This window comes from Xanthomonas sp. MUS 060, assembly GCF_000963215.1.
Lineage (GTDB): Bacteria > Pseudomonadota > Gammaproteobacteria > Xanthomonadales > Xanthomonadaceae > Xanthomonas_A.
Window position 1 is genome coordinate 28,413 of sequence record NZ_JZIM01000020.1, and the last position, 19,901, is coordinate 48,313.

Consider the following 19,901-nt stretch of genomic DNA (forward strand, 5'->3'; position numbering starts at 1 on the left):
GGTGCTGAGCGCGAAGGTTTTACCGCTGTGCCGCTGCTACAACCGTAGTTCGAAACCAAGATAGGCCGAGCGGCCGGGCGCTGGCGAGAACATTGGCTGGTCGTTGCCGCCCCAGAAGAAGTTGTCGTACCACACGTAGGCGTAGCGGTCGTCGGCCAGATTCTTGATCTGCAGATCGAGGCTGCTGCGCGCAGAGAGTTGATAGCGGACGCTGGCATCGACGACGGTGAAGCCGCCGTACTTGCCATGGGCGTTGAGTGCGTTGATGTAGTAGTCGCCTTGCGCGTGCGCCTGCAGGCCGAATTTCCAGCGCGGATCGGGCCGGTAGTCGATGCCGGTGGTGCTGATGTAGCGCGGCGTCGAGAACACTTCGCGTCCGTGCAGTGACAGGCCGGATGCCGTGTAGGCGGTGACGACCTTGGCTTCCTGCACCGCATGCGAAAGCCACGCGGTCCAGTGTTCGCCCAGTTGCGTGCTCAGTTGCAGGTCAACGCCTTGGCGACGGGTATGACCCAGGCCCACGGTGGTGCCGCTACTGACATTGTTGGCGACTTCATTGGTGGCATCCTGCCGCCAAAGTGCCAGACGCGCTTCGGTGCCGATGATCGGCTGCAGTTTCAGGCCAAGTTCCTTGCCGGTGTTGATCGAAGGTCCGAGTGCCTGTTGGCCAAGCGTCAGATAGGCCGGGGCGGTGGAACCGGTCAGGACTTGGAACGTCTGGCCCCAGTTGGCGTACACGCTCATGCGTGGAGTGAGCGCGTAGATCACGCTGAGTTTGGGCTGGTCGATCCAGCCGTAGGGCTGCAATGGCGCATGCACGCCCCCGGGCAGCGCGGTGTCGCCGGAGAAGCGGTCGGCGCGGAAGGCCGGCACGATTTTCAGCGCGTCTGTCGGTTGGATCACCGCTTGCAGATACAGGCCCAGGTTGTCCAGGGTGTAGCGGTCGTCGTTCTGCACGCGTGCCGGTGTGCTCCAGAAATTGGTCGGAACGGCATAGGCGTAGCGGTAGCGCTGGTAGCGGTTGTCCTGGTGTTCGGTGTTGAAGCCGCCCTCCACGCTCAGCGTATCGCTGGCTTGCCAGGTCACGCTGCTGAGCAAACCGATCTGGCTTTCGTTCCATTGCCGGCGTTGTCGTGGCGCGTTGCCCAGCGGATAGTTGGTGAACGTGACCCGGCGCTCGTCCTCGTAGCGGTTGAAGTACAGCGTGTTGCGCAGATGCAATCCCTCCTCGAGCCGGAAGTCGGCATGGAGGCTGGCCTGGCGCATGTCGCGGTCATCGCCGTCGTTGGCATTCTTCGGTGGCGACTGCGTGCGGTCCTCGGCCATTTGCGTGGCGGTGAGGAAACCCGGCTCGTCGGCTTGGTGGTGGTAGATGCGGGCGGTCAAGCCGATGCGTGCGGTGTCGTCGTCCTCACCGTAGAACCATTTTCCGCCGAGGGTGTATTTGCGCGAGGTGTCGTGCTCGCGGTCGCCATGCGCGGCCTGCGTACCGATGAAGTAGTTTTGCGCCAGGCCATCGGATTCATGGCCGAGGGCGAACTGCAGTTCGCGGGTGGCGAAGCTGCCGTCACTCAGGCGCAGGTCGCGGTAGTCGCCGCCCTGGCGGGTGGCGATGTTGACGTTGCCGCCGATGTTGTGCAGTCCGTAGCGCGGGTCGTTGGTGCCGCGGACTGCTTCGATATAGGCGATTTCCAGAGGGAAAATCATATCGAGGAAGCGTTGGGTGCCGCTGTTGACGTTGCTCGGCACACCGTCGATCAGGAGTTTGATCGCGTTGATGTAGCCCTCGCCGTTGAATGCGCGGAACGTGGCTCTGCCGGATTCGGCGCCCAGGCCGGTCTCGGTGAGTTGCACGCCCGGCATCTGCCCGAGCAACTCCCAGCTGTTCATGACGTTCTTGTCGCCGATTTGCTCGCTGCCCAGCACGTCGACCGAACTGAGGATGTTGCGGGTGGACAGGCTGGCGGCGGTCTGCTGCTGTGCCTCCACGGTGCCGAGGGTGGTGGTGCTATCGGAAGTCGGGTTTTCTGCGGCGCCGTTGCCAGCCGCCAGTGCGCTCAGAATGGCAAGCAATATCCGACTGCCAGCCAGCTTGCGTAGCGCGTGCACATTCGGATGGCCGATCGTTTTGACGTCGCAGGGGGCGAGCATGCGGCCAAGACGGTCGCCCTGGCGCGTTTGGTCGATGATGAAATCGGTCATCGCCACACCCGGCAGCAGCGAGGCGCGATACCGTGGATGGGGGAGTGGGGGGCCATCGCAGCAATCTCTTTCGAACGAAAAGGGAGGCTGGCACAAGCGGCTGGCGAATACGCAATTTAGCACAGTCGGTCGCAGCGACGCAGATGCGGCCGCATGGTCGAGCCGGGCACGCGAATGCGCTCGTGGCAGCTCACGACAGCCGCAGTTCGAAACCGCGTTTAGGCTGGGCGACCTGGTATGTGCAAGAACTTTGCTTGGTCGTTGCGGCTCAGCAAGCCGTTGTCCAGCCACACGGACGTAGTGCGCGCGTCGGTCAGGTTTTAGATCGGCAGATAGATGCGGTGACGCGCGCAGAGCCGGTTGCTCATGCAGGGAGCTGCTACCCGGCAGTGGCCATGCTTCCCACGCGTGGATACCGTCGTAATGACACAACGGTAAACACGCCGCCGCGCCCGACGTGAGCGCATCACTGCCGCTAGCGCGGTTGCCGGGCGACCTGGAAACCGGCGAATGACTGCGTCACCGGCATGATCTCCAGCCGATTGATGTTCAAATGTGCTGGCAGCGTCGCCACCCAGAAGATCTGCTCGGCGATATCTTCGGCGGTCATGGGCTGTGCGCCCTGATAGAGCGTGTCCGACGCGTTCTGGTCGCCGTGTGTGCGGACCAGGGTGAACTCAGTCTCGGCCATTCCCGGTTCGATCGCGGTCACGCGCACGCCGGTGCCGTGCAGGTCCGAACGCAAACCCAATGAGAACTGGCTGACGAAGGCTTTGGTGCCGCCGTAGGCGTTGCCACCCGGATATGGATACAGCCCCGCCACCGAGCTGATGTTGATGATCGCGCCACGGCGTTTGATCAATGCCGGCAGCAGACGGTGGGTCAATGTCACCAGTGCCGTGATATTGGTGTCGATCATCGTGCGCCAGTCGTCCAGGTCTGCGGCTTGTGCTGGCGCCGTGCCCTGCGCGAGCCCGGCGTTGTTGACCAGCAGGTCGATGTCGCCGAATGCCTCCGGCAGTGCTGCCAGCATCGCGTCCAGCGCAGTGGTATCGCGGATGTCGAATGCGGCGATGTGCACGCGCTCGGGACCGAATGCTTCCAGTAACGGTTGCAAGCGTTCGGCGCGGCGGCCGGTGGCGATCACGCGCCAGCCCGCGGCGGCGAAGCGCTGTACGGCGGCGGCGCCAAAGCCGGATGTGGCGCCAGTGATCAGAGCAGTCTTGGTCATCGGCATGTACTGCCTGTATGGAGTTGCAGGCGATAGTAAGAGAAACGGCACATGCCGGTGTCACCGGTCGTCTCGCGCATTGGACGATGTTGTGCTGACCATCGCTGGCGCGATAAACCTTGCTGATCGTGATGCGATAGATAGCCCGCGACTGCGCGCGGGCTGGCCGTCACTGCGCCTTGATCGCAATCGCCGACAGGCCGCTACCGTTCAATTTTTGCTTGGCCTCGGCCAGTTCGCTGGCGGTGCCGTAGGGGCCCATGCGCACGCGGTAGACGGTTTTGCCGTTGATCTGAGCCGATTCCACTCGCGCAGACAGGCCGAGCATCGCCAGCTTGGCCTTGGTCGACTCTGCCTCGCCGGAGGCGCCGAACGAGCCGGCCTGCAGGATGTAGTGCGCCGTATCCGGCTGCGCAGCTGAGGCTGAGGAAGTGGCAGCGGCGGTCGTGGTGGCGATCGGTTTGGGCGCTGCCGCCGGTGTCGCGGCAGCGCCAGCCGTTGTACTTGGCGTCTCGGGCAGTGGGGTTGGCGAGGTCATTGCCGGAGTTGTCGTTGTCGCCGTGGTGCCTGGCACCGTCGTGGTCGTCGTCGGTGGCGCCAGCTTTGCTTGACGTGCGGCCTCGGCACGCGCGCTGGCGGCCAGTTCGGCGTCGGACATGCGCACTTCCTTGCCAGGCAACAGTGTGTAGAAGTCGTACTGGGTCTGTCCGTCCTTCTTCTTCGCCTCTGTCTTGGCTTTACCGGCCTTGGCTGTTGCGGGCTTGGATAATTCCGGTGCCGCATCGACGTCGGCATCGGCCACTTGGGCTGGCTGTGCATCGGGATTGGCATGTGGGCCGCCGATGCGCAGAAAACTGTCGCCGCCCTTCTTGAGCAGGCCCGGCGCGCCGAGGAATACCACCGCCGCGATCGCCGCGCCAGCGATCAGCCATACCCAAGCGGGTGTGCCGTTGTTGCTGTTGCGCCGGGCCTGTGTCTTACCGCGTCGTGCTGCCATGTACCGCTTCTCCACTGATTACATTTTTTCCGGGGCAGAAACGCCCAGGAGATTCAAGCCGTTCGCCAGCACATGTTGCGCCGCGACCGCCAGGGCGAGTTTGGCGTTGCGTTCGCCAGCGTCCTCCACCAGCACCGGGGTGCCGTGGTACCAGGTATGGAAGGCGGTCGCCAATTCGCGCAGGTATTGCGCGATCAGATGCGGCTCCAGGACATGCCCGGCATTCTCAACTACTTCCGGGTAGCGCGAGAGTTCCATCATCAGTTCCAGCGAGGCCGTGTCGTTGAGCCGGTTGAGCTGACTCATGCCGTCGGCCTGGTCGTAGTCACGCTGTTTTTCCTGCGCCTGCCGCAGCAGGCTGCACACGCGCGCATGCGCGTACTGCACGTAGAACACAGGGTTGTCGTTGCTTTGTTGGCGCGCCAGATCGATATCGAACGTAAGCTGCGAATCGGGCTTGCGTGCGATCAAGAACCAGCGCGTGGCGTCGCGCCCGGCTTCTTCGATCAAGTCGCGCAGGGTCAGGTAGCTGCCGGCACGCTTGGACAGTTTCACTTCCTCGCCGCCGCGCATCACCGTGACCATCTGGTGCAGCACGTATTCCGGCCATCCTTTGGGAATGCCCAAGTCCATCGCCTGCAGGCCGGCGCGCACGCGCGCCAGCGATCCGTGGTGGTCGGCGCCCAACTCGGTGATCGCACGCAGGTAGCCGCGTTGCCACTTGCTGAGGTGATAGGCCACGTCCGGCACAAAATAGGTGTAGCTGCCGTCGGATTTGCGCATCACCCGATCTTTGTCGTCGCCGAAATCGGTCGATTTCAACCACAGTGCGCCGCCTTCTTCGTAGGTATGGCCGGAAGCGATCAGCTTCTGTACCGCCTCCTCGACCTTGCCGTTGCGGTACAGCGAGCTTTCCAGGAAGTAGATGTCGAAGTCCACGCCGAACGCAGCTAGATCGTGGTTCTGCTCGTTACGCAGATAGGCCACGGCGAAGCGACGGATGGCGTCCAAGTCGTGCGGGTCTTTGGCGCCGCTGACCAGATGGCCTTCCAGGTTTACCGTGGCGCCTGCCATGTAGGCGTCGGCCACATCTTGGATGTAGTCGCCACGGTAGCCTTCTTCCGGCCAATCCGGGCTGTCCGGGGTCTTGCCTTGGGTGCGCGCCTGTACCGAGCGTGCGAGATTCTCGATCTGCCCGCCGCCGTCGTTGTAGTAGAACTCGCGCTTGGCATTCCAGCCGTTGGCCTCGAGCAAGCGTGCCAGGCAATCGCCGATTGCTGCGGCGCGGCCATGGCCCACGTGCAGTGGCCCGGTCGGATTGGCCGACACGTATTCCACGCCAACAGTGCGGCCGTTGCCGACCAGGCTGCGACCGTAGTCATGGCCTTGTTTGAGTACTGTCAGTACTTCACGTTGGTAGGCGCCTGGACCGAGGTGGAAGTTGATGAAGCCGGGGCCGGCGATCTCGACCTTGCGGATGTTGTCGTTGGCCGGTAACGCATCGACCAGTTGCTGGGCCAGGGCGCGTGGATTGGTGCGTGCGGCCTTGGCCAGCAGCATCGCGGCGTTGCTGGCGAAATCGCCGTGCTCGCGGGTCTTGGGGCGTTCGACCACGAAGTCCGGCGGCAAAGTGTCGATTGGCAGGATGCCAGTGGCGCGCAAGGCATCGATACCTTGCGCGATCAGGGCGCGGAGTTGGGATTTCACGGGATCTCTGCTTGAAGCGCTAAACCACCCATTTTACCCGACCCGTCGCTTCTCGGTCCGCAACGGATTCAGGCCGATCTCAGCCGAGGCGGCGTCGCCATGGTGCCGGGTACGCCGTGGATTACATCCAGCCGCGCGATGCCAGCGAGACCGGTATGCCGTCGCCGATGATGAAATGGTCGAGCAGGCGCACATCGATCAGGTCCAGCGCCTTGCGCAGGCGCTCGGTGACAGCCCAGTCGGCAGTCGAGGGTTCCGGATTTCCGGATGGATGGTTGTGGCCGATGATGATCGCGGCGGCATTGAGCGTCAGCGCGCGCCGCACCACTTCGCGCGGATGCACCTCGGTGCCGTCCACGGTCCCTTGGAACAGTTCCTCGAATGCCAGCCAACGGTGACGGTTATCCAGGAATAGTGCGGCGAAGACTTCCTGCGGCCGCGCACGCAGCTGTTGCGCGAAATAGCGTCCGACCGTGATCGGATCGCTCAGCGTTTTGCCGCGCTGCAGTTCCGCCGCCAAGTGGCGCTTGCCCAGTTCCATTGCCGCCGATAGCTTGCAGACCCGCGCTGGGCCCAGGCCCGGCAGGCTCAGCAGCTCGTCGGGCGGGCGATCGAGCAGGGAGCGCAGCGGCCCGTGCTGCTGTAGCAGGTCGCGGGAGGTCTGTACGGCGTCGCGACCACGCAGGCCGGAGCCGAGGAAAATCGCCAGCAGTTCGGCGTCGGAAAGGGCCTGGGGGCCGCGTGTCAGCAGCTTTTCCCGTGGGCGTTCTTCGCTGGGCCAGTTGGAAATGTGCATATCGCCAGGATGGCGGGCGATATGCTGCAATGGTATCAGGTCGTTAAAAACCATCGGGTAAGCTAATCGTTCTTGCATGGGTAGGACATTCCCGACGTGACCGCGACTTCTGAGAGGCCCCTGCAGGGGCCCCGTGGGCGTTCTTCGCTGGGCCAGTTGGAAATGTGCATATCGCCAGGATGGCGGGCGATATGCTGCAATGGTATCAGGTCGTTAAAAACCATCGGGTAAGCTAATCGTTCTTGCATGGGTAGGACATTCCCGACGTGACCGCGACTTCTGAGAGGCCCCTGCAGGGGCGGCGTGTGCTGTTGTGCGTCGGCGGCGGGATTGCCGCCTATAAGGCGCTGGAACTGGTGCGGCGCCTGCGCGACGCGGGTGCCGAGGTGCAGGTGGCGATGACCGCCGGTGCGCAGCAGTTCGTCACCCCACTGAGTTTCCAAGCGCTGTCTGGCCATATCACCCGCACGACGTTGTGGGATAGCAGCGCGGAGCAGGCGATGGGCCACTTGGAACTGGCGCGCTGGGCGCAGCAGGTGGTGGTCGCACCGGCCACGGCTGATCTGCTGGCGCGGCTGGCGCACGGCTTGGCCGACGATCTGGTGGGGACGCTGTGTTTGGCCAGCACCGCGCCGCTGACCGTATGTCCGGCGATGAACCATCGGATGTGGCTGCATCCTGCGACGCAGGCCAATATTGCGACGCTGCGCCAGCGCGGCGCGCACGTGGTCGGCCCGAACGATGGTCCGTTGGCCGAGGGCGAATCCGGCCCGGGACGCCTGGCCGAACCGGAGCAGATCGTCGCGGCGTTGGCGGGCAGTGGTGGTGGTGCGCAGTCCGCCATACCGGCGCTGGCGATGGTCGCTGCCGGTACCGCCGCGCCCCGTTCCACCTCTCACGATGGCGCATTGCGTGGCTTGCGTTTGTTGATCAGTGCCGGTCCCACCTACGAAGATCTGGATCCGGTGCGCTATCTTGGCAACCGCAGCAGCGGCAAGATGGGGTATGCGCTCGCCGCCGCCGCCGTGCGGCGGGGTGCGCAGGTGGTGCTGGTCAGTGGGCCGGTGCAGTTGCCCACCCCGGACGGTGTGCAGCGCATCGACGTGCGTTCGGCGGCGCAGATGCGTCAGGCCGTGCTGGGGGCCTTGCCGGCGGACATCTACATCGGCACCGCCGCAGTCGCCGACTACACGCCCAAACAGGCGTTGACCGAGAAAATCAAAAAAAATGGCGATACCTTGACCCTGGAGCTGATCCGCACGCCGGACATCCTCGCCGAGGTCGCCGCGCAGACCCAGGCGCTGAAGCTGGTGGTCGGGTTCGCCGCCGAGACCCATGACATCGAGCGCTACGCCCGCGGCAAACTCGCCGACAAGCACCTGGACCTGATCATTGCCAACCAGGTCGGCGTGGTTGGTAACGGTTTCGAGAGCGACCAGAATGCCGCCACCGCTTACTGGCAACACGGCGCACGCAGCTTCCCGGCGGTCATCAAGACGCAACTGGCCGAACAATTGCTGGATCTAATCGCTGAGAGGTTGCACGCATGAGCATTCCCACGCCCTATCCGCTGCAGGTCAAGTTGCTCGATCCGCGCTTCGGCGACAGCTGGCCGCTGCCCGATTACGCCACCGAGGCCAGCGCCGGGCTGGATCTGCGCGCGGCAACCGAGGCGCCGTTGACGCTGGATCCCGGCGATACCGCCCTGATTCCCAGCGGGTTGTCCATCTACATCGCCGATCCGCAGTTGTGCGCGGTGGTTCTGCCGCGCTCCGGGCTGGGCCACCGCCACGGCATCGTGCTCGGCAACGGCACTGGCCTGATCGACGCCGACTACCAGGGGCCGCTGCTGATCAGCGTCTGGAACCGTGGCCGCGAAGCCTTCACCATCGCGCCGGGTGACCGAATCGCGCAATTGGTGGTGATGCCTGTTGTGCGCGTTGCCCTACAAGTAGTAGATACTTTCGCCGATAGCGCCAGGGGAACGGGTGGATTCGGCCACACCGGAGTGCGCTGACTGGGGAGCGTTTTTGATGAGCGATTCACTACAGACGCGGCCACTGCCGCAGGGTTTGAGCAAGGGCGTGCCCTTGCTGACAGTGCTGCTGTTTCTGCTTGCCGGATGGTTCGGCTGGAGCGCTGTGAGGCAATTGCGCGCTGAACAGGTGAGTGTGGCGCTGGAACGGGCGCGGGATGCGTCGGTGACGCGGACCACACAGGTGCTGCTGGGGGCCAGTAAACGCCTGTCCGAATGCTTGCAGCAACCGGCCGTGCAGAAGGCGCTGGCCAGTGGCGATGCCGCAGCCGTCGTCCAAGCCCTGCGTGGGGATTGGAAGCAGGTCCAGGATGCACAACTGCTGCCGGTCGATCTGGAATCCAGCTATGCCGATGCGCCACGGTTCGGTTACGGTCGTCTGGCGCTGCTGGAAAAAGCCGTATTGACCGGGAAGGTCGTCACTGCCGTGGTGCATGATGGCGGCGGTGCAAAGTTCGGCCTGGCCGCGCCGGTATCGCTGGGGAATAGGCCCAGTGTGATCTACCTGAGTCTGCCGCTGGGCTTGCTCACCGATCCAGTCGTGCAGGTGACGGTACCGGACAGCGGCTACTTGGCGCTGCGTCAAGGGAGCTACGATGTGATCGCTGCCGGAAATTCCGCGCTGTCCAATCATGCCGATGCGTTGTCGCGCCCACTGGGCGATACCGGTTTACGCATGGTCGCCGCCTTGCCCGATACCGAGGCTGGACCGTTCGGGCTGGGCGCGTTGCCGTGTCTGCTTATCGCCGCCCTGCTGGCGGTGTTACGTATCTTGCTGTCGCTGTCCGCACGCGGATACTTGTCGCCGCGCGCGGCTCGCGCCACGGCGGTGGCCGAAGAGCCAACCTTGCAGCAGAGCCTGCAAAGCCAGGAGCCGCTGCCGCCAGCTTCGCCATTACCGCCATCACCACTGCCGCCACCGCCACCGCCAGCGGAGGTGATCCCGGTCATGCCGGTTCCTGCGCCTGCCGTGACGGCCGAGATTTTCCGCGCGTATGACATCCGTGGTGTGGTCGGTCGCGACCTCAATCCGCAGGTTGCCGCGCTCATCGGCCAGGCAATCGGGACGATGATGCAGGAACAGGGACTCAACGAGGTGGTGGTCGGGCGCGACGGTCGTCTGTCCGGTCCAGAGTTGGCGGCGGCGCTGATCGAAGGTCTGCGTCGCGCTGGCTGTGCCGTCATCGACATCGGCGTTGCGCCGACCCCGGTGGTGTATTTCGCCAGCTACCATCTGCGCGCCGGCAGTTGCGTGGCGGTGACTGGCAGTCACAACCCCGCCGACTACAACGGTTTCAAGATCGTGATCGGTGGCCAGACGCTGTCCGGTGCCGCCATCGCCGACCTGCACGCGCGCATCTGTGACGGCCGTTTGTCGACTGCTGCCGAGCCTGGCCGACTGCAGCAGCGCGACGTCGGCCGGGACTACGTTCAGCGCATTGCCGACGACGTACAGTTGGACCGCCCGCTCAAGGTGGTGGTCGATGCCGGCAACGGCGTCGGCGGTGAACTGGCGCCGCGGTTGCTGGAGGCGATTGGCGCGGAGGTGATTCCGCTGTATTGCGATGTCGATGGTACGTTCCCTAACCACCATCCCGACCCCAGCGATCCGCATAATCTGGAGGACTTGGTGCAGACGGTGCGGCGCTTCGATGCAGACCTCGGCTTGGCTTTCGACGGCGACGCCGACCGGCTTGGCGTGGTGACGCATGACGGCAAGGTGATCTATCCCGACCGTTTGCTGATGCTGTTCGCCGCCGATGTGTTGCAGCGTAATCCCGGTGCGTTGGTGATCTACGACGTCAAATGCACCGGAAAGTTGTCGGACTACGTCTTGCGCAATGGCGGCAGTCCACTGATGTGGAAGACCGGGCATTCGCTCATCAAGGCGAAGATGCGCGAGACCGATGCCGAATTGGCGGGGGAGATGAGTGGGCATTTCTTCTTCAAGGAACGTTGGTACGGTTTCGATGATGGCCTTTATGCGGCGGCGCGCTTGCTGGAGATCCTGGGGCAGCGCGAAGAATCGCCGTCGGAGGTGTTTGCCGAGTTGCCCGAGAGTATTGCCACGCCGGAGATCAAGGTGCCGCTGGATGGGCACGACGGACATGCGTTGATTGCGCAGTTGGCCATCCAGGCGCAGCAGGAGGGTTCGCCGTTCGCTGGCGCGCGCCTATTGACCCTCGATGGTGTGCGTGCCGATTTCCCCGACGGCTGGGGATTGGTGCGCGCGCAACGCGACCGCGCTGGAACGGGTCAAGGCATTGTTCCGTGCCCAGTTGCAGACGGTGCTGCCGACGGTGGTGCTCGGCTTTTGAGCCGGGCACGCCCGACGCGTGTGCGGCAGAAGAGTGGTAGCCGCTCGCGGCTCAGCCGCCGGATGTGGTCGTTGCGGGCTCGGTCTGCGGCCCGTTGCCTTTTGCTGCGCGGTAGCGCTGCACGGTGTCTTTGATTTCCTCGTCCAGGCTGAGTCGTTGTTGCTCTAGATCCTCCTGTATACGCATTTGTTGCACGAGCGCGCGATGCCGTCGCTGCACGTCTTCGGCCAGATTGTGTGCGACTGTGTGCCCGGCCAGTTCCTGTGCGCCGACGTTGGCGAGGACCTCCACCAGACCCTGGCGTAGGCTGTCGAGGTTGTAGCGTGAAGTCTGGATATTGTTGTCGACGATGCCCGCGCGTTCGGAGAACACTCTGCGCAGTTCGTCCTCGGTCTGGAACGAGAGCAACATCGCCTGATCGGTACGCTTGCGGGTTTCCAGCGCGGCTTGATCGGCGCGTTGCTGTGCGGCATCGGCGGCGGCCGTGGCGCGCTCTTCGTTGCTCAACGCGCGCCCGACTTCAGCGCTGCGCATGCCGCTGGTCGCGTTGAATTCGTCGCGGGCCTGGTTCACTGCTTCTGGCGGGAGCGCATCGCTGCACATGCGCTGCCCGTTCTGGTTCCAGCAGTAAAGTTTCTTGGGGTGCGTCTGCGTCTGCTGCTGCGCGGAGGCAGACAGTGCAAAAAGTGTCAGCAGCGCCGGGACGGCGCAGCTCCATGGTGAGTGCATCGGCATCGTGGCAGCCCCCTGCTGTCAGCCATATCAGTCGCAGCCGTAGCATGCCCGGTAAGCCAGCAACGATGCGTGAAAGCCAACAAGGTCCGCGTTTCCGTGGATGAATGCAAGTAGATCGCCCAGATGCGCGACCGAGACCACAGAAATCCCGGATTCGGCCGCCACCGCCTGCGCTGCGGAACGGCGGTCGTGCTCGTTGGCGATTTCCTGGCGGTCCAGCGCGACCAGGATCGCCGCTGGCGTGCCGCCGCCAGCGCGGATGATCTCCAATGCTTCACGGATGGCGGTGCCGGCGGTCATCACATCGTCCACGATCAGTACCCGACGTCCAGCCAATGGCGCTCCGATCAGGCTGCCGCCCTCGCCGTGGGTCTTGGCTTCCTTGCGATTGAATGCCAGGGCCAGATCGCGTCCACGCTGCGCATACTCGCAGGCCAATGCGGTTGCCAGCGGGATGCCTTTGTAGGCCGGGCCGAACAGCAGATCGAAGTCGAGCCCGGCGGCCTCGGCCGCATCCGCGTAACAGGTTGCCAACTGTTGGAGCGTGGCACCGGAGTCGAAGCGTCCGGCATTGAAAAAATAGGGGCTGATGCGCCCGGACTTCAGCGTGAATTCGCCGAAGCGCAGCGCTTCGGCGTCCAGCGCCAATTGTAGGAAACGTTGCCGGTAGTCGGTCATGAGACTTGAGAGCACAAATGAAGGGATGGCATCAGCATGAGAGCATAGCCGGTTCCGACAGTGACGCGCTGCATTATGCGTTAGGCTCTACCGGTTATCTCGGTTCGGTTTTTCCATGCGCATTGTCAGTTTCAACGCCAACGGTCTGCGTTCGGCAGCGACCAAGGGCTTTTTCGAGTGGTTCTCCGGCCAGCAGGCCGATGTGTTGTGTGTGCAGGAGACCAAGGCGCAGGCGCCTCAACTTGCCGGGCCGGCGTTCTTGCCGGAGGGGTATCGCGTGTGGTTCCGCGATGCCAGCACCAAAAAGGGCTACAGCGGTGTGGCGATCTACAGCAAGCGCGAGCCTGACGAGGTACGCACCGCGCTGGGCTGGCCCGAATTCGACGAGGAAGGCCGTTACCTGGAGGCGCGCTTTGGCCAGTTGAGTGTGGTGTCTTTCTACATTCCATCCGGCTCCTCTGGCGAGCTGCGCCAGGGCTACAAATTCCAGGTGATGGATTGGCTGCGGCCGATCTTGGTGCAGTGGCTGCATAGCGGCCGCGATTACGTGCTCTGCGGTGACTGGAATATCGTGCGCTCGGCGTTGGATATCAAGAACTGGAAATCCAATCAGAAAAATTCCGGTTGCTTGCCTGCCGAGCGCGATTGGCTCAACGGCCTCTGTGCTGATCGTGCCGAAGATGCCAATCTGGCCAGCGGCCGTGGTTGGGTCGATGCTTACCGCGCGCTGCACCCGGATGGACAGGACTACACTTGGTGGAGCAATCGTGGCGCGGCGCGCGCCAATGACGTCGGTTGGCGGATCGACTATCAATTTGTCACGCCGTCTCTGCGCGAACGTCTGCAACGCTGCGCCATCTACACCGCGCAGCGCTTCTCCGACCACGCGCCATTCACGGTGGACTACAGCACATGATCCAGAGGATGAGTAACTGGTGGCGTTCGCTGGATGTATACGCCAACCCGCGCGTAAGGGCCATGCTGTTCCTGGGATTTTCCTCGGGTCTGCCCTTCGCGTTGGTGCTGACGACGCTGTCGGCACGGCTGCGCCAGGCCGGTATTGATCGCACCACCATCGGGTATTTCAGCCTGGTCGGACTGATGTACTCGCTTAAGTATTTCTGGTCGCCGATCGTTGATCGTCTGCCGCTTCCCTTGCTGTCGCGGATGGGACGTCGGCGTAGCTGGATGTTGCTGGCACAGCTAGGCATCGTCGTTGGGCTTGTCGCGCTTGCGTTGGCCGATCCAGCGTTGGACACGCGCCAGTTTGCATTGCTTGCGGTCTTTACCGCCTTTGCTGCTGCCACCCAGGACATTGTCGTGGATGCCTATCGTATCGAAGCCGTTCAGATCGATGCGCAAGGCGCAATGGCGGCGGCTTACCAGACCGGCTACCAACTGGCGCTGATCTGTGCCGGTGCCGGTGCCCTGACGGTGGCGGCCCAACTGGGCTGGAAGGCGTCCTATTTGAGTATGGCGGTCTGTGGTCTGCTCGGCCTCGTCACCACGCTGTGCGTCGCAGAGCCGATGGCTGGCAATGGCGCTTCGGTACGTCCTGTCGAACCGTTGGTGGAGGCATTCCGGTTGCGTGCGCAGCATTGGCCTGCCTGGATCAGCGCGATCGTGGCCTGGTGCATCGGTGCCGTGATCTGTCCGTTTGTCGAGTTCTTCGCACGGATGGGCTGGAAGGCTGGCATCCCGACACTCGCCTTGGTGGTCGCTTACCGACTCAACTACACCACCATGGGGGTTGCGGCCAATACGTTCTACTTGGATATGGGCTTTACCTTGGAACAGATCGCGTTGGTCTCCAAGGTCTACGGGATCTTGATGACCATCGGCGGCGCTTTTCTCGCTGGACTGTTGATCCGTCGTTACGGCGTAGCACGCACGTTGTTGGTCGGTCTGGTGATGTTGAGCGGAGCCAACCTGATCTATGCCTATATCGCCAGCATCGATCCTGGAGTCGCTTGGCTGGCGACTGCGATCAGCCTCGACAACGTGGCCAATGGCATTGCCGGGACCGCCTTCATCGCCTACATGTCATCGCTGACCAGCCCGCATTACACGGCGACGCAGTATGCGCTGTTCGGTACCCTGTGGAGTTTGCCGGCCAAGTCGATCGCCAGCCAGTGGGGCAAGATCGTAGACACTTGGGGGTATCCGCCGTTTTTTATCTATACCGCTGCGATTGGCATCGTCGCGCTTCCGCTGGTCATTTGGCTGATCTGGCGCGAGTCGCGGAGCAATAGAGGCATGGGAGCCGCAGCTCATTGATGCTGTACCAAGATGGCCCTGCCGACGTTGTGGTGGGGTCATGGATTCGTGAACGGGCGATGCTGGTCGTGTTGTCGGCGGATTGAAAGTCCGCCGCTTCTTGCGGATGATGTGGGATGACGCATTGTGTGCGTCCCCGCCTGCTTGGGAGTCTGCATGACCGACCTGCTGTTGCGCGACATCGACCCGCTCATGCTTGAGCGTATCCGCCATATCGCCGAGGCCCGTGGTTGGACGCAGCACCGGACGGTTCTCGCATTGATCGAGCAGGGCTTGCTCGCCAGCGAAAACGAACTACGTAACAGCTTCAAAGGACTGGAATTGGATGCGCTGTCCGATGCGATCACCGCACTGCGTGCCATGCCGTCTGGCGCTAGATTGTGAGCCGTCGCAGATGTGGCGCGATCACGCCGGATGGATCGCGCCGAGGATGCGTGGCCCGCGCGCGCCGCTGACCGCGGGCAGGTTGCCTGGCAGTCCAGCCAGGGTCTGTCGCGCCAGCCAGGCGAACCCCATCGCTTCCACGTAATCCGGATCCAATCCCCGGGTCTGGGTCGATGCCACGTCCACGCCTGGCAGGTGCGCCTGTAGCCGTGCCAGCAGCAGCGGATTGTGCACGCCGCCGCCGCACACCAGCAGCTGCTGCGTCGCCGGTTGCTGTGCCAGCAATGCGTCGGCGATGGTGGTTGCCGTCAGTTCCAGCAAGGTTGCCTGCACTGCGGCCGGCATGCGTGTTGTCGTGCCGAGATGTGCTTCCAGCCAGCGTAGATGGAAGTGTTCGCGCCCGGTGCTCTTGGGCGGCGCGAGCGCGAACCATGGATCGCCTAGAAGCCGCTGCAGTAGATCGGCATCTACCTGGCCGCTTGCGGCGAACACACCGCCCGCATCGTAGGGTTGGTCCAGGTGGCGTTGGGACCAGGCGTCGAGCAGTGCGTTTGCCGGGCCGGTATCGAAGCCACGCACCTGGCCGTGCGCGGGCAACAGGGTCAGGTTGCCGATACCGCCCAGATTCAGGACGGCCCGGTCCTCGTGCGCGGCACCCAGCATCGCGGCATGAAACGCCGGCATCAGCGGTGCGCCGTGGCCGCCGGCGGCCACATCGCGGCGGCGGAAATCGCAGACCGTGGCGATGCCGGTCAATTCGGCGATGCGGTTGCCGTCGCCCAACTGCCAAGTGAAAGCGGGATCGGCCAGTGGCCGGTGGCGCACGGTCTGCCCGTGCGAGCCGATTGCGCGAACCGCAGCCGGGACCACTCCGGCTTCATCGAGCAGGCGTCGCGCCGCGTCGGCGAAGGCGATGGCCACCTCCGCATCGAGCTGACCGAGTGCGTCCAGCGATGCGATATCGCCACCTTCGCCCAGTGCAATCAGCGTCGCGCGCTGCCGCGGCGTCCAGGCATAGGTGCGGCCCAGGCACAGTTGAGCGCGTCCGGCTGCGTTGAAATGCACCAGGGCGGCGTCGATGCCGTCTGCACTCGTGCCGGACATCAGACCCAGGAACAAGGTGGCGTCGGGGGCGTTCGGATTGGACATGATGGGTATCGGGCGAGAACTGGCGTCGCAACGTGGATGGGGCGATGCAGCGCGTCAACCGATGCTGCGGCAGCTGTGTCTGTGCGCTGACCGTGGCTAATAAAACCTTGTGAATCCTTGTCGGAATGGAAATGGACAGCGCGCAGCAACCGCAGTGTACAGGGCGTACATGAGGATTCCGAGCGTCGTCCGGCGGCGACGCAGTCGTGATTGTTCGCGACGCTTAGCCTGCGTCGTGCGACGACGCAGGCTTGGCCGATGCCGCGACTTTCTTTTTCGTCTTCTTCTGCTCGGCATCGGCGTAGATCAGTTTCTCCACCCGCTGGATGCGCGCCAATGCTGGCGAGGTCTGTGCGCGGAACGCGGCCAACTCCGCGCCGGCGAGTGGGGTCGGTGGCGGCATCGTCACCGACGCGGGATTGCGTTGCACACCGTCCACCCGGAATTCGTAGTGCAGATGCGAGGCGGTGACCATGCCGGTGATGCCGACGTAGCCGATCACCGTGCCCTGATTGATGTGTTGACCTACCTTGATGTTACCGAAGCGCGACATGTGGGCGTACAGCGTGCTGTAGCCCTTGCCGTGGTCCAGGATTACCACATTGCCGTAGCCGTGCTGGGTGCCGACGAACTGCACCCGCGCGTCGCCAGCGGCCATGATCGGCGTGCCGATCGGCGCTGCATAGTCGATGCCCTTGTGCATGCGCATGGTGCCCAGCACCGGGTGCATGCGCTCGCCGAAGGTGGAGCTGATGCGGCTGTAGGACACCGGCATGCGGATGAAGCTCTTCTTCAACGGTCGGCCAGTGACATCGAAATACTCGGCAGGCTTGCCGTCGCGCTCGAAGCGAAAGCCGGTATAGGTTTTACCGTGTGTGGTGAACGTCGCGGCCAGAATCTTGCCGCTGTCGATGCGCTCGCCTTCGCGCCACGTTTCGTCCATGACCACACTGAAACGATCGCCGGGCTGTAGATCTTTATCGAAGTCGATGTCGTACTTGAAGATATCGTCGGTCATCGTTGCGATTGCCGAGGGCGACAACCCCGCCTTGCGCGCGGCCACGTACAGCGAACTGGTGATCTCGCCGCTGCTGACCACAGTGTGCGTGCTGGTCTCTCGCTCGCTTAGTTTTTCCTGGATGTCGTCTTCGCGCAGGGACAATTCCATGCGGTGCGTGGCATCGCGGTCGAAGCGAATGCCACGCAAATCGCCGGCTTCCGGCAGATTGAAGGCGATCTCCGCGCCAGGCCGCAACTTGGTCAGTGCATCGCGGCTACCAGGATGCTCCAGCACGCGCTGCATCACCGTTGCGGGAATGCCGAGCTGCTCGAACACTGCGCCCAAGGTCTGACCGGATTGAATCCGCACGACCTGCCAGTTGTCCTCGCTCGCGCGCTGCTGTTGCCGGGCCAGTGAAATTGGCGGTAACGGCAATGTCAGCGTCGCGTGTGTGGTCTGCAGCGGGACAACGATGGCGTTGGAGAAGCCGGGAACGATAGTCGCCACGAGGGCGCCGATCGTGGCGAACAGGCTGGCATGGATCCAGTGGCGACGTGTCCAGCGTCCGCTGGGAAGGTGTTCCTTCAGCTTGCGATGCAGCACCGTGCCGTGGAGAACATGGAGACGTTGTTTGAAACGCTGACGACGCATGCGTTCCTGATCACGGTTGTGCATCAAGCTTTCCTCGAGAGCCGCAGAGCGCGGACTCAAAACTCGGCTACCATAAACACCGTTTATCAGTGCGTCAAACCATTGAGTTGGCTCGGATTTTCACCAAGCCCCATATTTTGACGCGCCTTTAACGTTATTCATCTTGTTTGATGCCATCGGCTGGAGTGTCCGTTTTGTCCGCGATTGAAGAGTCCCTTGCCCTGATCGGCCGTGGCGCCGACGAAATTCTCAAACGTGAAGCATTGGAAGCCCGTCTGCGTAGCGGCCGGCCGTTGCGCGTGAAAGCCGGCTTCGATCCTACTGCTCCGGATCTACACATCGGCCATACGGTACTGTTGAACAAACTGCGTCACTTCCAGCAGCTCGGCCACCAAGTCATCTTCCTGATCGGTGACTTCACCGGGATGATCGGCGATCCGACCGGCAAGAACGCCACTCGCAAGCCGTTGACCCGCGAGGATGTGCTTGCCAATGCGCGCACCTACGAGGAGCAGGTGTTCAAGGTGCTGGATCGCGCACGTACCGAGGTGCGCTTCAACTCCGAGTGGTTCGGGCAGATGAGCGCGGCCGACATGATCCGTCTGGCCGGCCAGCACACCGTGGCGCGCATGCTCGAGCGCGATGATTTCGCCAAACGCTATGCGGCCCAGCAGTCCATCGCCATCCACGAATTTCTCTATCCCTTGGTGCAGGGCTACGATTCGGTGGCGCTGAAGGCCGATGTCGAGCTGGGCGGTACCGACCAGAAGTTCAATCTGTTGATGGGGCGTGGCTTGCAGGAGCACTACGGTCAGCCGGCGCAGATCGTGCTGACCATGCCCTTATTGGAGGGGCTGGATGGGGCCAACAAAATGTCCAAGTCGCTGGGCAACTACATCGGCATCAACGAACCGGCGATCGACATCGTGACCAAGACCATGAAGATCGGCGACGACCTCATGTGGCGCTGGATCGAACTGTTGTCTTTCGACATCGGCTTGAACGAGGCGCAGGCACTGAGACAGCAGGTGCAGGCGGGGAGCTTGCATCCGCGTGAAGTGAAATTGCGCCTGGCGCGCGAACTGGCCACGCGCTTCCATGATGCGGTCGCGGCGGAGCAGGCCATCATCGGCTGGCATGCGGTGGTGACTGGCCAGGGCGATACCAGTGTGTTGCCGCTGCAGCAGCTCGTGGTGCCAGCCGATGGCGTGCGGATCGCGGCGCTGCTGACCGCGGCGGGCTTGACCGCCAGCAACTCCGAGGCCACCCGAAAGCTGAAGGAGCGGGCAGTGCGCGTTGCTGGCGAAGTGGTTGAAGATCCACAGCACAGTTTCGCGCCAGGGTTCGAAGGTGTGCTGCAAGTGGGTAAACGCACCTTTGCACGGGTGCATTTGGTTGCTGGCTGAGGGCGGCCCATCAGGCCGACAGCCTGTTGTGCAATGGATACGAAGGGGTGCTTGGCGCAATGAGTGGATGCCACTGTGAGTGTGGTGTGCTAGGTCGGCGTTGACCTGCACCCTCCGGTGAAGGATGGGTGAAAAAATGTTTCACACCCCCTTCCCAAGCAGACGATTTGGGGTCATAATTTTCTCCCTCTGACGTGTTGGCTTCACCGCCCCATGTCAGGAAGTCAAAACCTTCGCAAAAAGGTATTGACGCTAGAGAAAAAGCCGCTAAGATGACCGGCTCGCTTCAGCAAACGCCCAGGTGGTGGTGGCTGAGGCAACGTTAGCCACCTCGA

General features: G+C 63.1%; 15 protein-coding genes and 1 pseudogene. 7 read left to right on the forward strand and 9 right to left on the reverse strand.

Going from position 1 to position 19,901, the window contains the following annotated elements:
• Positions 1–36: 36 nt before the first annotated feature.
• The 5 genes from XANALMUS060_RS14435 to radC all read right to left on the reverse strand — a co-directional run bounded on the left by XANALMUS060_RS14435 (position 37) and on the right by radC (position 6,933).
• Complete coding sequence (locus XANALMUS060_RS14435) at positions 37–2,202, reverse strand: TonB-dependent receptor (RefSeq protein WP_235430514.1); 2,166 nt, start codon at positions 2,200–2,202, stop codon at positions 37–39.
• 475 nt (positions 2,203–2,677) lie between these two features.
• A complete protein-coding gene (locus XANALMUS060_RS14440) occupies positions 2,678–3,433 on the reverse strand; it encodes an SDR family NAD(P)-dependent oxidoreductase (protein ID WP_045739031.1) in 756 nt (251 codons plus the stop codon).
• A 169-nt stretch (positions 3,434–3,602) separates the two neighbouring features.
• Positions 3,603–4,430: an SPOR domain-containing protein gene (locus XANALMUS060_RS14445; RefSeq protein WP_045739032.1), complete on the reverse strand. Its 828-nt coding sequence runs from the start codon at positions 4,428–4,430 to the stop codon at positions 3,603–3,605.
• A gap of 18 nt (positions 4,431–4,448) precedes the next feature.
• On the reverse strand, positions 4,449–6,137 hold the full coding sequence (gene argS / locus XANALMUS060_RS14450) for an arginine--tRNA ligase (protein WP_045739033.1): 1,689 nt from the start codon (positions 6,135–6,137) through the stop codon (positions 4,449–4,451).
• A 121-nt stretch (positions 6,138–6,258) separates the two neighbouring features.
• Positions 6,259–6,933: a DNA repair protein RadC gene (radC, locus tag XANALMUS060_RS14455; protein ID WP_045739048.1), complete on the reverse strand. Its 675-nt coding sequence runs from the start codon at positions 6,931–6,933 to the stop codon at positions 6,259–6,261.
• Positions 6,934–7,199: 266 nt separating this feature from the next.
• Here radC and coaBC point away from each other — a divergent pair, with 266 nt between their 5' ends.
• From coaBC to XANALMUS060_RS14470, 3 genes and pseudogenes are all read left to right on the forward strand, one after another.
• Complete coding sequence (gene coaBC, locus XANALMUS060_RS14460; protein ID WP_235430515.1) at positions 7,200–8,483, forward strand: bifunctional phosphopantothenoylcysteine decarboxylase/phosphopantothenate--cysteine ligase CoaBC; 1,284 nt, start codon at positions 7,200–7,202, stop codon at positions 8,481–8,483.
• Positions 8,480–8,950 carry a dUTP diphosphatase gene (gene dut / locus XANALMUS060_RS14465; protein ID WP_045726789.1) on the forward strand — a complete coding sequence of 157 codons (471 nt, stop codon included), beginning with the start codon at positions 8,480–8,482 and terminating at the stop codon, positions 8,948–8,950. Before coaBC ends, dut begins: the two co-directional genes overlap by 4 nt.
• Before the next feature lie 16 nt (positions 8,951–8,966).
• Positions 8,967–11,286: pseudogene (locus XANALMUS060_RS14470) on the forward strand (phosphomannomutase/phosphoglucomutase).
• A 51-nt stretch (positions 11,287–11,337) separates the two neighbouring features.
• Here XANALMUS060_RS14470 and XANALMUS060_RS14475 read toward each other — a convergent pair.
• Entirely contained in the window at positions 11,338–12,021 is a 684-nt protein-coding gene (locus tag XANALMUS060_RS14475) for a hypothetical protein (protein ID WP_045739035.1), read from the reverse strand.
• Between the two features lie 27 nt (positions 12,022–12,048).
• Positions 12,049–12,699 carry an orotate phosphoribosyltransferase gene (gene pyrE, locus XANALMUS060_RS14480; protein WP_045739036.1) on the reverse strand — a complete coding sequence of 217 codons (651 nt, stop codon included), beginning with the start codon at positions 12,697–12,699 and terminating at the stop codon, positions 12,049–12,051.
• A 115-nt stretch (positions 12,700–12,814) separates the two neighbouring features.
• Between pyrE and XANALMUS060_RS14485 the strand changes: the two genes are divergently transcribed.
• From XANALMUS060_RS14485 to XANALMUS060_RS14495, 3 genes are all read left to right on the forward strand, one after another.
• Entirely contained in the window at positions 12,815–13,615 is an 801-nt protein-coding gene (locus XANALMUS060_RS14485; protein ID WP_045739037.1) for an exodeoxyribonuclease III, read from the forward strand.
• An 8-nt stretch (positions 13,616–13,623) separates the two neighbouring features.
• On the forward strand, positions 13,624–14,976 hold the full coding sequence (locus XANALMUS060_RS14490) for an MFS transporter (RefSeq protein WP_235430516.1): 1,353 nt from the start codon (positions 13,624–13,626) through the stop codon (positions 14,974–14,976).
• A 156-nt stretch (positions 14,977–15,132) separates the two neighbouring features.
• Positions 15,133–15,360, forward strand: a complete 228-nt coding sequence (locus XANALMUS060_RS14495; protein ID WP_045739039.1) for a hypothetical protein — start codon at positions 15,133–15,135, stop codon at positions 15,358–15,360.
• A 21-nt stretch (positions 15,361–15,381) separates the two neighbouring features.
• Here the strand turns inward: XANALMUS060_RS14495 and XANALMUS060_RS14500 are convergent, their stop codons facing one another.
• Complete coding sequence (locus XANALMUS060_RS14500; RefSeq protein WP_045739040.1) at positions 15,382–16,509, reverse strand: anhydro-N-acetylmuramic acid kinase; 1,128 nt, start codon at positions 16,507–16,509, stop codon at positions 15,382–15,384.
• Positions 16,510–16,732: 223 nt separating this feature from the next.
• Positions 16,733–18,184, reverse strand: coding sequence for a M23 family metallopeptidase (locus XANALMUS060_RS14505; protein WP_045739041.1), 1,452 nt, complete (start codon positions 18,182–18,184; stop codon positions 16,733–16,735).
• A 170-nt stretch (positions 18,185–18,354) separates the two neighbouring features.
• Between XANALMUS060_RS14505 and tyrS the strand changes: the two genes are divergently transcribed.
• Complete coding sequence (gene tyrS, locus XANALMUS060_RS14510) at positions 18,355–19,566, forward strand: tyrosine--tRNA ligase (protein WP_045739042.1); 1,212 nt, start codon at positions 18,355–18,357, stop codon at positions 19,564–19,566.
• Positions 19,567–19,901: the final 335 nt, after the last annotated feature.